This is a genomic window from Grimontia kaedaensis (assembly GCF_023746615.1).
Lineage (GTDB): Bacteria > Pseudomonadota > Gammaproteobacteria > Enterobacterales > Vibrionaceae > Enterovibrio > Enterovibrio kaedaensis.
Map to the genome: position 1 here is coordinate 3,676,458 of NZ_CP082275.1, position 13,881 is coordinate 3,690,338.

Below are 13,881 nucleotides of genomic sequence, written 5' to 3' on the forward strand. Positions count from 1 at the left end.
GACTCCGGCGTATGGAGACAAAAATGCCAGCGAGTCGCTGGCATTTTTCATTGGGGTTAGGGTTATTCTGCGCCTTCTTGATTCGGCAGGTCAGGGATATCCATCTGCTGCTCTTCGGCCAGCCAACGCGCCACGTCTTTGGCAAAGTACGTAAGGATACCGTCTGCGCCAGCACGCTTGAAGCACATCAGGGATTCGATCACGGTTTTACGCTCATCAAGCCAACCATTCATCGAAGCCGCTTTGTGCATCGCGTACTCACCGGAAACCTGATAAGCAAAGGTCGGCACCTTAAGCTCCGCCTTCACGCGGCGAACCACGTCAAGGTAAGGCATACCCGGTTTGACCATCACCATGTCCGCGCCTTCATTAACGTCCATTGCCACTTCATGGATGGCTTCATCACTGTTGGCCGGATCCATCTGATAGGTTTTCTTGTCGCCGCCTTTGAGGTTGGCCGCCGAGCCGACCGCATCGCGGAATGGGCCATAGTAAGCTGACGCATACTTCGCCGAGTACGCCATGATTTGGGTGTGAATGTAACCCGCCTCTTCCAGCGCTCCACGGATAGCACCGATGCGGCCGTCCATCATGTCTGACGGTGCCACGATATCTGCGCCAGCTTCCGCATGGGACAAGGCCTGCTGAATAAGCACCTGGGTGGTTTCATCATTCAGCACATAACCGTCTTCGTCGGTCAAGCCGTCTTGACCCGACAAGGTGTATGGGTCGAGTGCGACATCAGTGATCACGCCCATTTGTGGTACGTGCTCTTTCAGCAAACGCACGGCACGCTGCACCAAACCTTCCGGGTTATGCGCCTCGTCAGCAGTGGCTGATTTGAATTCTTTCGGTACAACAGGGAACAAGGCAATCGCAGGTACGCCCAGTTTTGCCAGATATTCTGCTTCGTACAGCATGAGATCGATGGACAAACGCTCAATGCCAGGCATCGACTCTATCGCTTCACGACGGTTTTTCCCCATCAGAATGAACATCGGGTAAATCAGATCGCTGGCGGAAAGCTGGTTTTCCGCCATCAGGCGGCGGCTGAAATCATGTTTGCGTAGACGGCGCATACGACGGGCCGGAAACGCGCCCTGAATGGATACGGTCACGGTATCCTCCTTAATCCAAGTGCTTGAGCTTTGACAGCATCATAGCGGTTACAGTCCAAAGAATCGACGGGTGTTGAGCGTGGTTTGTGTGATCAACTGCTCAGTGTCCTGCTGACGTAATGCAGCAATTTCTGATGCTATATGAGGCAAATAGCAGGGTTCATTGCGACGTGATTTGGGTTTTGGCTTGAGATCCCGCGGCAAAAGATACGGTGCATCGGTTTCAATCATCAACTTGTGATCCGGGATGAGTGGTACAATGGCACGCAAGGCTTCACCGCGCCTTTCATCACACACCCAGCCGGTAATGCCGATATAAAGCCCAGCTTCCAAGCATGCTTTCAGCTCATCCTCCGAGCCCGTAAAGCAGTGCAGCACAGCCCCCGGCAATTTATCAAGATAAGGCATCAAAATGGCCATAAAGCGCTCATGGGCGTCACGGCAATGAAGAAACACGGGCATGTTGAGCTCAACGGCGAGTTTAAGATGCGCTTCAAACACCGCCTCTTGCTGCGGTCTTGGTGAAAAGTCGCGGTTAAAGTCGAGCCCGCACTCACCAATGGCTACCACCTGAGGCTGGTTGGCTAAAGCGCGGATAGACGGAAGCGTCAAATCGTCCACGGTTTTGGCATCGTGGGGATGAACACCGGCAGTGGAAAACGCAAAACCCGGCATAGATGCGGCCATAGCGGCAGCCTCTGGGCTGGATTCCAGATCCGTCCCTGTCAGCACCATGGCACTGATACCAGCTTCTTTAGCGCGCGACACAACATCTTCTCTGTCTTTGTCGAACTGGCTGCTGGTGAGGTTCACCCCAATATCAATCACGCTCAATCCTTTTCATTTGATCTGAATAAGAAAAAAGCCAGTGTATCACTGGCTTTCTGGTTCAGCACTCGCTCAGATTAACCCTGGCTTTGCTCTTCATTCTCTTCATTTTCTTCGCCGCGCGGTTTGTAGAAGCGGGAGAAGAAAAGGCCGACTTCAAACAGCAGACACATAGGGATCGCCAGAAGCGTCTGTGAAATGATGTCTGGTGGTGTCAGCAGCATACCGACTACAAACGCCGCGACGACGATGTATGGGCGCTTCTTGCGCAGATCATCAGGCTCTACCGCACCCGTCCAAGTCAGCAGCAAAATCGCTACCGGGATCTCAAACGCCAGACCAAAGGCCATAAATAGCGCCAGAATGAAATCCAGATAGCTGGCAATGTCTGTGGCTATCTGAACATCTACCGGGGCAATCGAGGTAAAAAAGCCAAATACCAGCGGGAAAACCACGAAATAAGCAAATGCCACACCGCAATAGAACAACAGTGAACTGGAGGCTAACAGCGGGAATATCAGGCGCTTTTCATGTTTGTACAGACCCGGGGCAATAAATGCCCAAACCTGATAGAGGATCATCGGCACCGCAACAAACACCGACACCACCAAAGTCAGCTTGATGGGCGTGAAGAAGGGCGAGGCCACATCCGTCGCAATCATGCTAGTACCTTCCGGCAACTGGGAAACCAGTGGCTCGGAAATGAAGGTGTAAATGTCGTTGGCAAAGTAAACCAGCGCCAGAAACACCACCAGCACCGCCAGCAATGCGCGCAGCAGACGATCTCTCAGCTCGGTAAGATGGCTGATGAGCGGTTGGGTATCTTCAACAGATGACATAGTTTCTCGACAAAAACTGAAGCCCGGATAAAACCTTACTCGGTTTTATCCTTGGTTGGGCTGGAAGCATTGGCAGCGTCTGCAGCAGGCTCACTTTCGCTTTTCGGGGCGTAAGGGCGCTGAACATCTTCCGCTGCTTTTTTTAGCTCATCTACAGACTGTTGCAGATCTGGTGACAGGTTTTGCATACCCATCTGCTCGGCTTTTTTCAGGTTCTCCTGAAGCTCCTGGATTTTCAGCTCTTGTTCGAGCTCATCTCTCACGGAGCCTGCCATTCTTCGCGCCGCACCCACCCATCGGGACACATTGCGGATAGCCACAGGTAAACGTTCGGGGCCAAGCACCACCAGACCGACAACGGCGATCAGGATCAGCTCCCAAAAACCGATATCAAACACGGATTATGCCTGCTCTTTGTCTTTCGCTTCGCTTTTTTGAGCTGTGTTGTTGCCTTTTTCTTCCAGTTTTTCCTGGCCGAAATCAGCATCTTTTTTGTCTTCGTCAGACATGGCTTTCTTGAAGCCTTTTACCGCCGAACCCAAGTCGCCACCGATGTTACGCAGCTTTTTAGTTCCGAACAGAAGAATAACGATGACTGCTACGATCAGCAGTTGCCAAATACTAATACCACCCATGCTAGTGTTACCTCTGCGTTATGTGGTGAATAAAAAAGTAACCGGAGTTTATCCCCTCAATGTTACAACTTATTTCTTTAATTTCACTTATTAAATGCGCGCCATGCTAATAACCAGCTAAACAGCGCGGTGCCACCAGTCAACTGAGGTAAAAGTTCTACCTGATTGCTATACAGTATGGCAGAAGTCACCAGCAGCGTAGCGCCAACACCCATCAGGAATCGGGCTCGGTTTTGCTGCTTACGCGCCAGCATAAATTCGCGGTACATGGCATCCATTCGCTGATTAACCTGACGGCCTTGCTTGAGGCTGTCGTAAACCAGCTCTGGCAACTCGGGCAGTTTCTCCGCCCAGAACGGCGCTCTTTCTTTGATGGCGTTGATCACAGCCTGAGGGCCGACCTGACGTGACATCCAATCTTCCAAGAACGGCTTGGCGGTATCCCACAAATCCAGTTGCGGATAAAGTTGGCGACCCAACCCTTCCACATAAAGCAGTGTTTTTTGCAGCAAAACCAACTGAGGTTGCACTTCCATGTTGAAGCGGCGCGCAGTGTTAAACAGGTTCAGCAGCACATGCCCAAATGAAATATCGCACAATGGCTTTTCGAAAATTGGCTCACACACGGTACGGATAGCAAATTCGAACTCATCGACATTGGTATCGTGCGGCACCCAGCCTGAATCGACGTGCAGTTCTGCCACTTTGCGGTAGTCACGGTTGAAGAAGGCGAGGAAGTTTTCCGCCAGATAACGCTTATCTTCACGGTTCAGCGTGCCAACAATGCCGCAATCAAGACCAATCCACTGCGGGTCTTCCGGGTGCTCATAGGAAACGAACACATTGCCCGGGTGCATGTCTGCATGGAAGAAACTGTCTCGGAACACCTGGGTGAAGAATACCTGCACGCCGCGCTCAGCCAGAAGCTTGAGATCGGTACCGTTGGCTTTCAGCCCTTCGATATCAGACACCTGAATGCCATAGATGCGCTCAGACACCATCAGGCTCGAGCGGCAGTAATCGCTGAACACTTCCGGCACATAGAGAATATGGTCGTTCTCAAAGTTGCGGCGAAGCTGAATCGCATTGGCCGCTTCACGCATCAAATCCAGCTCGTCGAGCAAGGTCTTTTCGTACTCACGCACCACCTCCACCGGCTTTAAGCGTCTTGCTTCCGGCAGGAAGCGCGCCACCAAACGCGCCATGCGGTACATGAGTTTGATGTCAGCCTGAATGACAGGGAGGATGTCAGGGCGGATTACCTTCAGCACGACTTCGCGACCGTTTTCCTTTAAGGTCGCGGTATGAACCTGTGCAATCGAGGCCGATGCCAGCGGGGTTTCGCTGAAATCGTCAAACCAGTTTTCCAGCTGACCACCAAGGGCTTTTTCCATTTGCGCTTTGGCAAGCTTGCCATCAAACGGCTCTACCTGGTCTTGCAGCAAAGCAAGCTGGTCAGCAATCGCAGGCGGAAAAAGGTCACGGCGGGTCGACATCATCTGACCGAACTTGATCCACACAGGACCCAACTCTTGAAGCGCCAAACGCAGGCGCTCACCGAGTTGCTTTTCCGGATGTTCATTCTTCATCCAGAACAGTAATTTGCGCATCAATTGCGGGCCACGGGTTATCGGCTGGTCCGGCAACAGTTCATCCAGTCCGTAACTGAGCTGGACCTGAGTAATTTTGTAGAGGCGGCGAATTTCGCTGGGTGTCATGCGCTCTCCACCTCTGCCCATTTCTTTTCAAACGCTTCAAGTCGGGCTGACAGGCGGGAAGCCTGACTCTGAACATCATCGACTTGATCGGCAAAATAGGCGACTTCCAGCGCACCTGGGGCCAGTCGCCACTCTTCGACCACCAGCTCACCCACATAACGTTGGTTACGCTCGGTCATCTGCTTGAGAAATGCCAACCCTTGCTGAGCACCTCGAACTAAGGTGTGTGCGACCACATCACCGGTGTAGTGCGAGAGCCACTCTGCGATATCCGGGTTAAGGCCATTCAGAAGATTGGAAAATTGCTGGGCGACATCAATATCACCGTCCAGATGCAATTTGTCTTCTTTGATGAGTTTGGTCAGGTTGGCTTTGTCTTTAAGCTGCGGCGCAACGGAAATGGCCAGTGCCAAGTCGCAGTCTGCGTCACCTTCAAAACCCGCCAGCACATCGATTTGCTGACTGAACACAAACACCAACTGCTTGTTGATGTCTGTCAGGCGCACACGCAGCACTTTGCCTTTAAGTCTCGCCAGTCGGCGTTGGCTCTCTACATCCTGCTTGAGCAGAGTGTTTAAGCTGGTCTCAACAACGGCGGTGACTAATGAGTCTAATGGCATTCCCAACCCCTTAGAATTTGTAGCCGCGGTGCAGAGCAACAATACCACCTGTCAGGTTGAAGTATTTGGTTTGCTCGAAACCTGCGTCTTCCATCATCCCCTTCAGGGTGTCTTGATCGGGATGCATGCGAATAGACTCTGCTAAATAACGATAGCTTTCGCCGTCATTGGCGATAATTTCGCCCATTTTCGGCAGCAGGTGGAAAGAGTAAGCATCATAGACTTTTGACAGCGGCTCAACGATTGGCTTGGAGAATTCCAGTACCAGCAGACGGCCACCCGGCTTCAGTACGCGGTACATGGAACGCAGTGCTTTGTCTTTGTCAGTGACGTTACGAAGACCAAAGCCGATGGTGATGCAATCAAAGTGGTTATCGGGGAATGGCAGCTCTTCCGCGTTCGCCTGCACGTAATTCACGTTGCCAACGATACCCAGATCGCGCAGTTTGTCGCGACCGACATTCAACATGGAGTTGTTGATGTCTGCCAACACCACCTGACCTTTCTCACCCACGATGCGGGAGAATTTAGCTGTCAGATCGCCAGTACCGCCAGCCAGGTCGAGGACACGATGACCCGGACGTACGCCGCTGCAGTCAATGGTAAAGCGTTTCCAGATACGGTGAATACCCATGGACATCACATCGTTCATGATGTCGTACTTTGCCGCCACATTGTGGAAGACGTTGGCAACCATACCGGCTTTCTCATCTTTAGCGACGGTCTTGAAGCCAAAGTGGGTGGTATTCTGTTCCGCGTCTTGCGTCACGCCCTGTGTCATATCTGTCATTATTAACCCCTGAGTAACACCGGGCCGGAAAAGAAGAAAACGCCCGATATTTTTGCGCTTAGTGTACTTTATACGCAGAGCATGCTCAAAGCGCTTAGTGCGCCAAGTGACTGTCCGTTTAATCCTTTGAGACGGGTAAGGTCACAACATCATCATTCTCTTCTGTCGTATCTCTTTTCAGCATAGCCGGGCTGATATCGCGCTTCACTTCCACACCCAGCGTTTTAAAGCTCTCCGCCTGACGCAGAATATTGCCACGCCCACTGGAAAGCTTGTTCACCGCGTTTTGATAGCTGTCTGACGCTTTATCGAGTGCCGAGCCCATGGCTTCCATGTCCGACACAAACAGACGAATTTTGTCGTAAAGCTTGCCGGCTTTTTCTGCAATCACGCGGGCATTCTGGTTCTGATGCTCAAAGCGCCACAAATTATTGATGGTACGGAGCGCCACCAGCAAAGTGGTTGGGCTCACCAACATGATGTTGTGGTCCAGCGCTTCTCGGATAAGGGAGGGCTCAGCCTCGATGGCAATCTGGAATGCAGGTTCAACAGGAATAAACATCAGCACATAATCGAGGCTTTGAATGCCATGAAGCTGATGGTAATCCTTACGGCCAAGACCACGGATATGACCGCGAATGGCGGCAATGTGCTCACGTAGTGCGCTGTCTTTATCCACCAACGATTCAGCGTGGTAATAACGTTCATACGCCACCAAGGCCATCTTGGCATCAATCACCACATCCTTCCCTTGCGGCAAGCGTACGATGACGTCTGGCTGGTAGCGTTTACCCTGCTCGTTCTCAAGGCTGACCTGAGTTTCGTATTCATACCCTTCACGAAGTCCGGACTCTTCCAGCACGCGGGCCAGAACCACTTCCCCCCAGTTGCCCTGCTGCTTGTTGTCGCCTTTGAGCGCCTGAGTCAGGTTCACCGCTTCACGGGTCATGGCCTCATTAAGCTGCTGGAGGTTTTTGATTTCATGCACCAGGGTGTGACGCTCTTTGGCTTGCTCGCCAAAACTGTCGCTGACTTGCTTACGGAAACCTTCCAGCTCGTTTTTCAAAGGGCTAAGGAGAGATTTGAGACTCTGACGGTTTTGCTCATCCACGGTGCGGGTTTTGTGGTCGAAGACTTTGTTGGCAAGGGCTTCAAACTGAACACGAAGACGCTCTTCTGCCCCTTCCAGCAGTTTGATTTTCTCTTCTGCGGCTTCGAGCTGCTCTTCGGTACGGGTTTGCTGCTCGCGAAGGGTCAGCTCCAGTGCGGCCTTGGTATCACGGAGGTTATCAACGGTATCGGCCAGTTGGGCTTTTTCGGCGCGCAGGGTTTCCATCTGGCGCAGCTTTTCTGCCGCTGCTGCGAGCTTGCCATATTGAGTGCGAAGCTCGGAGCTTAAGCGATCACGTTCCAGATCCATGCCATCAAGCTCATCCTGCAAGGTCTGGTTTTCGCCTTTCAGCCGACCAATCTCAGACTGGCTGTGCTTTTCGTCAGCTTCCCGCAATTGCTCATGCAAGGCCTGCAGATTTTGTTTTGCCATACGATGGTAAAGCGCTGCCAATAACGCTGTGAGACCTGCGCTAGCCCCTGCTGCCATCCATACCAGACTGTCTGAAAACAGCGCTTCAAGCTGCATGCCGATACCCTTTTATTTCCAATACGCTAACTGTATTGAAGGCTAATCAGACACTGGATAAATGTCCAGCTTTTCTATTGAGCAGATCTTACTCTAGACTGCCGCATTCTCTCCTTCATTTTTTATAAGTGATTCTCCTATGAACGACCGCCTTGCGATTGGCTACGGATTGGCTGCGGTGCTCCTTTGGTCGACCGTCGCGACGGCTTTTAAAATCACCTTAAGCTACATGACTCCGATTCAGATGCTGGCTGCCGCCAGTGTGGTGTCGGCAATTTCTCTGGCTGCAGTGGCAGGCTTTCAGGGCAAGTTACACCTTCTGACGTCTACCTTTGCCAAACGACCGCTGTATTATCTGCTGCTCGGGCTTATCAACCCACTGATTTATTATCTGGTGCTGTTCAAAGCCTATGATTTGTTGCCCGCTTCCCTCGCCCAGCCATTGAACTACAGCTGGGCGATCACCCTGACTCTTATGGCAGCGGTATTCTTAGGCCAGAAAATTCGTAAACAGGATTGGATTGCGGCAGCGCTGGGTTATGCCGGTGTGGTGGTCATTGCCACCAAAGGGGATATCTTCGGCCTGCAATTCGACAGCCCATTGGGTGTCGGGTTGGCGCTGCTTTCCACGGTTTTGTGGGCGGGTTACTGGATTTTGAATGCAAAAAACCAAGCCGACCCAGTGATTGGGTTGCTGCTTGGTTTCTTACTTTCTTTGCCGTTTTCGATTGGACTTAGCCTTTACACCAGCGACTGGAGTGGCATTCCATGGCAAGGCTGGGCGGCAGTGACCTATGTCGGTCTGTTTGAGATGGGCATTACTTTTGTGCTTTGGCTGAATGCCATGAAGCTTGCCACCAATACCGCCAAGATCAGTAACCTGATCTTTATTTCGCCTTTTATTTCGCTGATTTTGCTGTCGCAAATTATTGGAGAACAAATTCATCAAACAACCTTAATCGGTCTGGTGATGATTGTTGTCGGTTTGCTGATTCAGCAGCGAAAAGGGAAAGCGAAATAATCAGGCGCTGCGCTGCGCGAGATAGTCGCGCAGCTCATCGACAGAAATACCGTCGTTTGCCAGCTCTTGCGCCAATTCCAGCACACGCTCACCTTTGCGCTCATCAATCACTTTATTGAACTGGTGTACCAGCTCGCGAAGACCACTGATTGGCACCTGACGCGCGGCGCTTTTTACGCGCTCTTCACTCATGCCGCTCAATTCAGTGAGCAATTTACCGAACATCATTTTTTCCGGAGATTCTTCTAGCATCTCCAGATGACGAGCTAATTCAATTGTCGACATCGACATAATATTCAACTGCCTGTGTATGTATTTACGAAGGAGTGTGCGAACAGCCTTTGATTTGGCTGGCACCCCGAAATCGGGAAGATCTGAGAAATTCGCACACTAAATATACTTCCCAAGCCAAATAAGCAACAAAAAAATACCCGCTAATGAGCAATTAGCGGGTAAATGGTGGAATAACGGTTGTCGAGACCGTCGCGCTTTTCGCGTCTTATTAGTGAATTCGCTAAGTTTTACGCTTCTGCGGTATGCCAGCGTTTACCTTTCGACGACCACAGCAGTAAAAGGCCTGGTGCCAGCAGCAACATGTGAAAGACCAGAAGGTGTGGCTCAGAGAGACCTGCGCGTTGTGTCAGGCTGACCAACACACCTGCACCACTCATCTGGAAAAGACCTAGCAGTGCGGCTGCCGTGCCCGCGCGTTGACCAAACGGCTCCAGCGCTTTACCCGCCGCTGAGCCCAGAATCCAGGCGAAACCAAATGATGACAGGAAGACAGGTACCATAAATGCCCAAGCCGCTTGTGTGGTACTGAGTACTGCCATCAGGCCACCTGCAAACACCAATAGCAGCATGCCCGCATTCAGGGTTTTACGGCTGCCAAATTTGTCCATCACTTTAGGTGCCGACATGGATGCCGTAATGTTCAGCACCGCATTGACACCAAACCACAGGGTGAATTGCTCCATGGTAAGACCAAGACCATTAATCAGGCGAACCGGCGCTGAGGTGACGTAAGCCAAAATAACTGACATCGCCAACATGCAAAGCACAGCGTGATACACAAACACTGGCTCTTTCAAAACCTGCCAATAACGAGAAGGGCTCAGCAGTTTGCCACTGCTGTCCGTGTCTGCCGGACGGGTTTCACGGAACAGAGTCAATACAAGTACCAAGGCCACCAGCGCATACGCCATCATAAAGCTGAAATTTGAACGCCAGCCAAACTGCGCCGTCAACCATGCGCCCAAAAGCGGCGCCAGCGCAGGAATGAAACAGATAGCGCCGTTAAGGTAGCTGATCATCTGCCCGCTTCGTTTACCGCCAAAACTGTCACGCACGGCAGCGAATGCACACACAGAAGTTGCACAAGCGCCTGCACCTTGCATCAGACGGGCAAAAAGCAGCGCATCCAGCGAGCTTGCAACCCAGGCAAAGCCCGAGCTCAAGCTGTAAATCACGATACCAGCTATCGCGACTGGCCGGCGACCATAGCGGTCTGCCAAAGGTCCTGCTAGAAGCTGGCCAAGACCCAGACTCACCATAAACCAGGAAATAGTGTCCTGAATTCGGGTAGAGGCCACATCAAACTCTGCCGCCATCAGTGGCATCGCAGGCAAGTAAATATCGATTGCCAGTGGGCTAAACAGCACCAGCAGGACCATGAGCGCCACAAGTCGGCTATCAGGCTTGGAAGAAGGGGTAGACATAAAGAACTCCTGATGATTTAAGGCGGAGTGTAGTGGGATTTTGATATGAACAAAAATGGTTTATATTCAGGTCAGACATTCCCATTAGGAATAATGCTTAATGAATCTTAACCAACTGCTGCGTTACGATCTCAGCCTGCTGATCTGTCTTCATGTGTTACTGGAAGAGAGCAACGTCACCCGCGCTGCGCAGCGTCTTCATCTCAGTCAATCGGCCGTCAGTAAAAACCTCGCCAAGCTTCGCGAACAGTTTGATGACCCCTTGTTTAACCGCACTTCCCGAGGCCTTTACCCAACGCCGAAAGCCTTGTCCTTAAAACCGGGACTGAAAAGCCTACTTGGGCACATTGAAGGGCTGACAGTCTCGGATGAATTCAACCCGGCAACGAGCGATCGCCGTTTTCACTTCTCACTGGTCGAAAGTGCCTATCCCCTGCTTCTTCCCCGATTTTTAGGTGAAATCCTCGACGCAGCTCCCTCAATCACGCTGGATACTCAGGCATGGAGCGGGCAAACTTTCGACGCCATGGCACGTGGTGAGGTAGATTTTGGCATTACGGGAAAAGACCTTAACCCTGCTGACGCCATGCTGACGATGATGCCGCCGAAAGGCATCATCTATGAGGAGCTTTATCAGGATGAGCAACGGGTGATTGTGAGAAAAGATCACCCCGTGCTAAATGAAGCAAGATGGGATTTGGATACCTACCTGAAACAGCGACATGTTCAGGTCAGGTGTGATGGCAGCGATCGCTGGCTGCTTGACTATAAACTTGCAGAGCGGGGCATTGAGCGCGACATCGCGATGTATGTACCGGATTTCAACAGCGCTGCGAGCCTTTGCACCCATACCGACTTGGTGTTTACCGCGCCGGCGCATTTTGCAGCAGCCGTCGCTAAGCAACTCAATTTACACGTGTTGTCATTGCCAACACCTTTACCACCCATGGCATATACCCTGTTCTGGCATCAAAGTCAGCAATCCGATCCTGGTCATAGCTGGTTACGGCAGCTGATTATTTCACGTTGTCGACATATGACAGAAATTGCAGCGGCAGATGAAAACAGATAGCTTAGACAACCAAAGACCCCTATACGATCACCCAAATAAGGACGAAGAATGCACGCCATTATTGCGCAGCGCGTCGATGCATTGAGACGCTGGCTGGAAGAACAGGCACTGGACGCTCTGATCATTCCTCATGAAGACGAATTTCTCGGCGAATACATCCCCGAGCACAATGAGCGCCTCCACTGGGCGACAGGTTTTACTGGCTCAGCGGGCGCGGCTGTTATCGCGCGAGATAAAGCCGCGATGTTTGTTGATGGCCGCTACACGGTACAGGTACGCAAGCAAGTGCCTGGTGACATTTTCGAATACCGTCATCTGATTGAAGAGCCTGCCCTGCAATGGCTGCAAGACAATCTGCCTAAAGGCAGCAAAGTGGCCGTTGACCCGCGCCTTCACAGCGCGAACTGGCTGGCATCTGCCGAGAAACTGGTCGAGGGTAAGCTGGACTTGGTGTGTGTAGATACCAACCCGGTCGATACTGCATGGCACGATCGTCCTGCACCCCTGCTGACCGATGCAAGGCTGATGGGTACCAACATTGTGGGTCAAAACAGCGAAGATAAACGCCGTGTAATCGGTACTGCGATTGCTAAATCCGGCGCTGATGCAGCGCTTTTAAGTCAGCTCGATAGCATCTGTTGGCTCCTGAATATCCGTGGTGGTGATGTATCACGTCTGCCTGTGGTGCTAGCCAGCGCTATCGTCAATGCCAAAGGCGAAGTCACCCTGTTTATCGACCCTGCGCGCCTGGCAGAAGGTTTCTCATCACATGTGGGCGAAGGCGTATCGGTCAAAGCCCCAGAAGCACTGGAATCGGCTCTGGCGGCACTCTCGGGCCAATCTGTGTTAGTCGACCCGCAAACCAGCAATGCCTGGGCAAGTCAGGTACTGAGTCAAAACGGTGCCATTATCGTTCACGCTGCAGACCCATGCATGCTGCCAAAAGCAGCCAAAAACGCGGTCGAGGTTGATGGCATGAAAGCAAGCCATATCCGCGATGGCGTGGCAGTCAGCCGTTTCCTTGCTTGGCTGGATAAAGAAGTCGCTGCGGGCAATCTGCCAAACGAAGCCGAGCTTTCTGACAAGCTCTACAGCTTCCGCAAACTGGATGAAACACTCGCTGATTTGAGCTTCGATACTATTTCAGCAGCAGGTGGCAATGCAGCTATGTGCCACTACAACCACCTGAATCAGCCAGAGCCGGGCGAGCTTGAACTGAACAATGTGTATCTGGTGGACTCAGGTGGTCAGTATCCGGATGGCACGACAGATATCACCCGCACGGTTGCGATTGGTGAGTGTGCTGATGAAGTGAAGCAAGCTTTCACTCTGGTACTGAAAGGCCATATCTCTCTGGCAACTGCACGTTTTCCGAAAGGTACCGCTGGTAGCCAACTGGATGCCCTAGCGCGTCAGCACCTGTGGGCTAACGGCTTTGACTTCGACCATGGCACAGGCCACGGCGTAGGTCACTTCCTAAGCGTCCATGAGGGCCCGCAGCGTATTTCCAAAGCCCCTAGCACAGTCGCACTACTGCCGGGCATGGTGCTGTCGAACGAGCCAGGTTATTACCGCGCAGATGCCTTTGGTATTCGTATCGAAAACCTGGAGTTGGTGGTAGAAGTGCCAACCCAGGGCGACATGACTGTGCTTGGTTTCGAGTCATTAACCCGCGCTCCAATTGATCGCCGCTTGGTGGATGTGTCTTTATTGACTGACAGCGAGATTGCATGGTGGAACGATTACCACCAGAAAGTGTGGCAGGACGTTAGCCCAGCACTGGAAGGTGATGACTTGGCGTGGCTTGAACAAGCAACTGCAGCACTTTCACGCTAGATGGTTAAACACCAAAGAAAAGAGCGCCGATTGGCGCTCTTTGTTTA

The 13,881-nt window shown here is 51.9% G+C and carries 14 protein-coding genes; 3 read left to right on the forward strand and 11 right to left on the reverse strand.

What is annotated here, in order from left to right:
* Positions 1-62: 62 nt before the first annotated feature.
* The 9 genes from hemB to rmuC form a co-directional block, all read right to left on the reverse strand.
* Positions 63-1,118 (reverse strand): porphobilinogen synthase, encoded by a 1,056-nt coding sequence (gene hemB / locus K6Q96_RS16490; protein WP_251876882.1) that lies wholly within the window; start codon positions 1,116-1,118, stop codon positions 63-65.
* Positions 1,119-1,166: 48 nt separating this feature from the next.
* Positions 1,167-1,946, reverse strand: a complete 780-nt coding sequence (tatD, locus tag K6Q96_RS16495; protein ID WP_251876883.1) for a 3'-5' ssDNA/RNA exonuclease TatD — start codon at positions 1,944-1,946, stop codon at positions 1,167-1,169.
* Positions 1,947-2,023: 77 nt separating this feature from the next.
* A complete protein-coding gene (gene tatC / locus K6Q96_RS16500) occupies positions 2,024-2,785 on the reverse strand; it encodes a Sec-independent protein translocase subunit TatC (RefSeq protein ID WP_002541581.1) in 762 nt (253 codons plus the stop codon).
* A gap of 35 nt (positions 2,786-2,820) precedes the next feature.
* Positions 2,821-3,183 carry a Sec-independent protein translocase protein TatB gene (gene tatB / locus K6Q96_RS16505; protein ID WP_002541582.1) on the reverse strand — a complete coding sequence of 121 codons (363 nt, stop codon included), beginning with the start codon at positions 3,181-3,183 and terminating at the stop codon, positions 2,821-2,823.
* Positions 3,184-3,186: 3 nt separating this feature from the next.
* Positions 3,187-3,420 (reverse strand): Sec-independent protein translocase subunit TatA, encoded by a 234-nt coding sequence (gene tatA / locus K6Q96_RS16510; protein WP_062667372.1) that lies wholly within the window; start codon positions 3,418-3,420, stop codon positions 3,187-3,189.
* A gap of 83 nt (positions 3,421-3,503) precedes the next feature.
* Complete coding sequence (ubiB, locus tag K6Q96_RS16515) at positions 3,504-5,138, reverse strand: ubiquinone biosynthesis regulatory protein kinase UbiB (RefSeq protein WP_251876884.1); 1,635 nt, start codon at positions 5,136-5,138, stop codon at positions 3,504-3,506.
* The gene (locus K6Q96_RS16520; protein WP_251876885.1) at positions 5,135-5,758 is read right to left on the reverse strand and encodes a ubiquinone biosynthesis accessory factor UbiJ; all 624 of its coding nucleotides are present in this window, start codon (positions 5,756-5,758) and stop codon (positions 5,135-5,137) included. Before K6Q96_RS16520 ends, ubiB begins: the two co-directional genes overlap by 4 nt.
* Before the next feature lie 10 nt (positions 5,759-5,768).
* Positions 5,769-6,548, reverse strand: coding sequence for a bifunctional demethylmenaquinone methyltransferase/2-methoxy-6-polyprenyl-1,4-benzoquinol methylase UbiE (ubiE, locus tag K6Q96_RS16525; protein ID WP_251876886.1), 780 nt, complete (start codon positions 6,546-6,548; stop codon positions 5,769-5,771).
* A 118-nt stretch (positions 6,549-6,666) separates the two neighbouring features.
* On the reverse strand, positions 6,667-8,187 hold the full coding sequence (gene rmuC, locus K6Q96_RS16530; RefSeq protein WP_434802151.1) for a DNA recombination protein RmuC: 1,521 nt from the start codon (positions 8,185-8,187) through the stop codon (positions 6,667-6,669).
* A 139-nt stretch (positions 8,188-8,326) separates the two neighbouring features.
* On the opposite strand from rmuC, the gene K6Q96_RS16535 reads away from it, so the two are divergent.
* Complete coding sequence (locus K6Q96_RS16535; protein ID WP_251876887.1) at positions 8,327-9,208, forward strand: DMT family transporter; 882 nt, start codon at positions 8,327-8,329, stop codon at positions 9,206-9,208.
* On the opposite strand, the gene tsrA is transcribed toward K6Q96_RS16535, so the two are convergent.
* Together tsrA and K6Q96_RS16545 are read right to left on the reverse strand one after the other, a co-directional pair.
* Positions 9,209-9,499 (reverse strand): H-NS-like global regulator TsrA, encoded by a 291-nt coding sequence (tsrA, locus tag K6Q96_RS16540; protein ID WP_002541590.1) that lies wholly within the window; start codon positions 9,497-9,499, stop codon positions 9,209-9,211. It lies immediately after the preceding gene.
* 230 nt (positions 9,500-9,729) lie between these two features.
* On the reverse strand, positions 9,730-10,926 hold the full coding sequence (locus tag K6Q96_RS16545) for a multidrug effflux MFS transporter (RefSeq protein ID WP_251876888.1): 1,197 nt from the start codon (positions 10,924-10,926) through the stop codon (positions 9,730-9,732).
* 100 nt (positions 10,927-11,026) lie between these two features.
* Between K6Q96_RS16545 and K6Q96_RS16550 the strand changes: the two genes are divergently transcribed.
* Together K6Q96_RS16550 and K6Q96_RS16555 are read left to right on the forward strand one after the other, a co-directional pair.
* Complete coding sequence (locus K6Q96_RS16550; protein WP_251876889.1) at positions 11,027-11,998, forward strand: LysR substrate-binding domain-containing protein; 972 nt, start codon at positions 11,027-11,029, stop codon at positions 11,996-11,998.
* 48 nt (positions 11,999-12,046) lie between these two features.
* Positions 12,047-13,834 carry an aminopeptidase P family protein gene (locus K6Q96_RS16555; protein WP_251876890.1) on the forward strand — a complete coding sequence of 596 codons (1,788 nt, stop codon included), beginning with the start codon at positions 12,047-12,049 and terminating at the stop codon, positions 13,832-13,834.
* Positions 13,835-13,881: the final 47 nt, after the last annotated feature.

What these genes read in the sequence shown, in the direction of transcription:
- tatC (WP_002541581.1), bottom strand. Translation starts at nt 2,785, where the DNA reads ATGTCATCTGTTGAAGATACCCAACCGCTCATCAGCCATCTTACCGAG.
- tsrA (WP_002541590.1), bottom strand. Translation starts at nt 9,499, where the DNA reads ATGTCGATGTCGACAATTGAATTAGCTCGTCATCTGGAGATGCTAGAA.
- K6Q96_RS16550 (WP_251876889.1), top strand. Translation starts at nt 11,027, where the DNA reads ATGAATCTTAACCAACTGCTGCGTTACGATCTCAGCCTGCTGATCTGT.
- ubiB (WP_251876884.1), bottom strand. Translation starts at nt 5,138, where the DNA reads ATGACACCCAGCGAAATTCGCCGCCTCTACAAAATTACTCAGGTCCAG.
- ubiE (WP_251876886.1), bottom strand. Translation starts at nt 6,548, where the DNA reads ATGACAGATATGACACAGGGCGTGACGCAAGACGCGGAACAGAATACC.
- K6Q96_RS16520 (WP_251876885.1), bottom strand. Translation starts at nt 5,758, where the DNA reads ATGCCATTAGACTCATTAGTCACCGCCGTTGTTGAGACCAGCTTAAAC.
- K6Q96_RS16545 (WP_251876888.1), bottom strand. Translation starts at nt 10,926, where the DNA reads ATGTCTACCCCTTCTTCCAAGCCTGATAGCCGACTTGTGGCGCTCATG.
- K6Q96_RS16555 (WP_251876890.1), top strand. Translation starts at nt 12,047, where the DNA reads ATGCACGCCATTATTGCGCAGCGCGTCGATGCATTGAGACGCTGGCTG.
- rmuC (WP_434802151.1), bottom strand. Translation starts at nt 8,187, where the DNA reads ATGCAGCTTGAAGCGCTGTTTTCAGACAGTCTGGTATGGATGGCAGCA.
- tatA (WP_062667372.1), bottom strand. Translation starts at nt 3,420, where the DNA reads ATGGGTGGTATTAGTATTTGGCAACTGCTGATCGTAGCAGTCATCGTT.
- K6Q96_RS16535 (WP_251876887.1), top strand. Translation starts at nt 8,327, where the DNA reads ATGAACGACCGCCTTGCGATTGGCTACGGATTGGCTGCGGTGCTCCTT.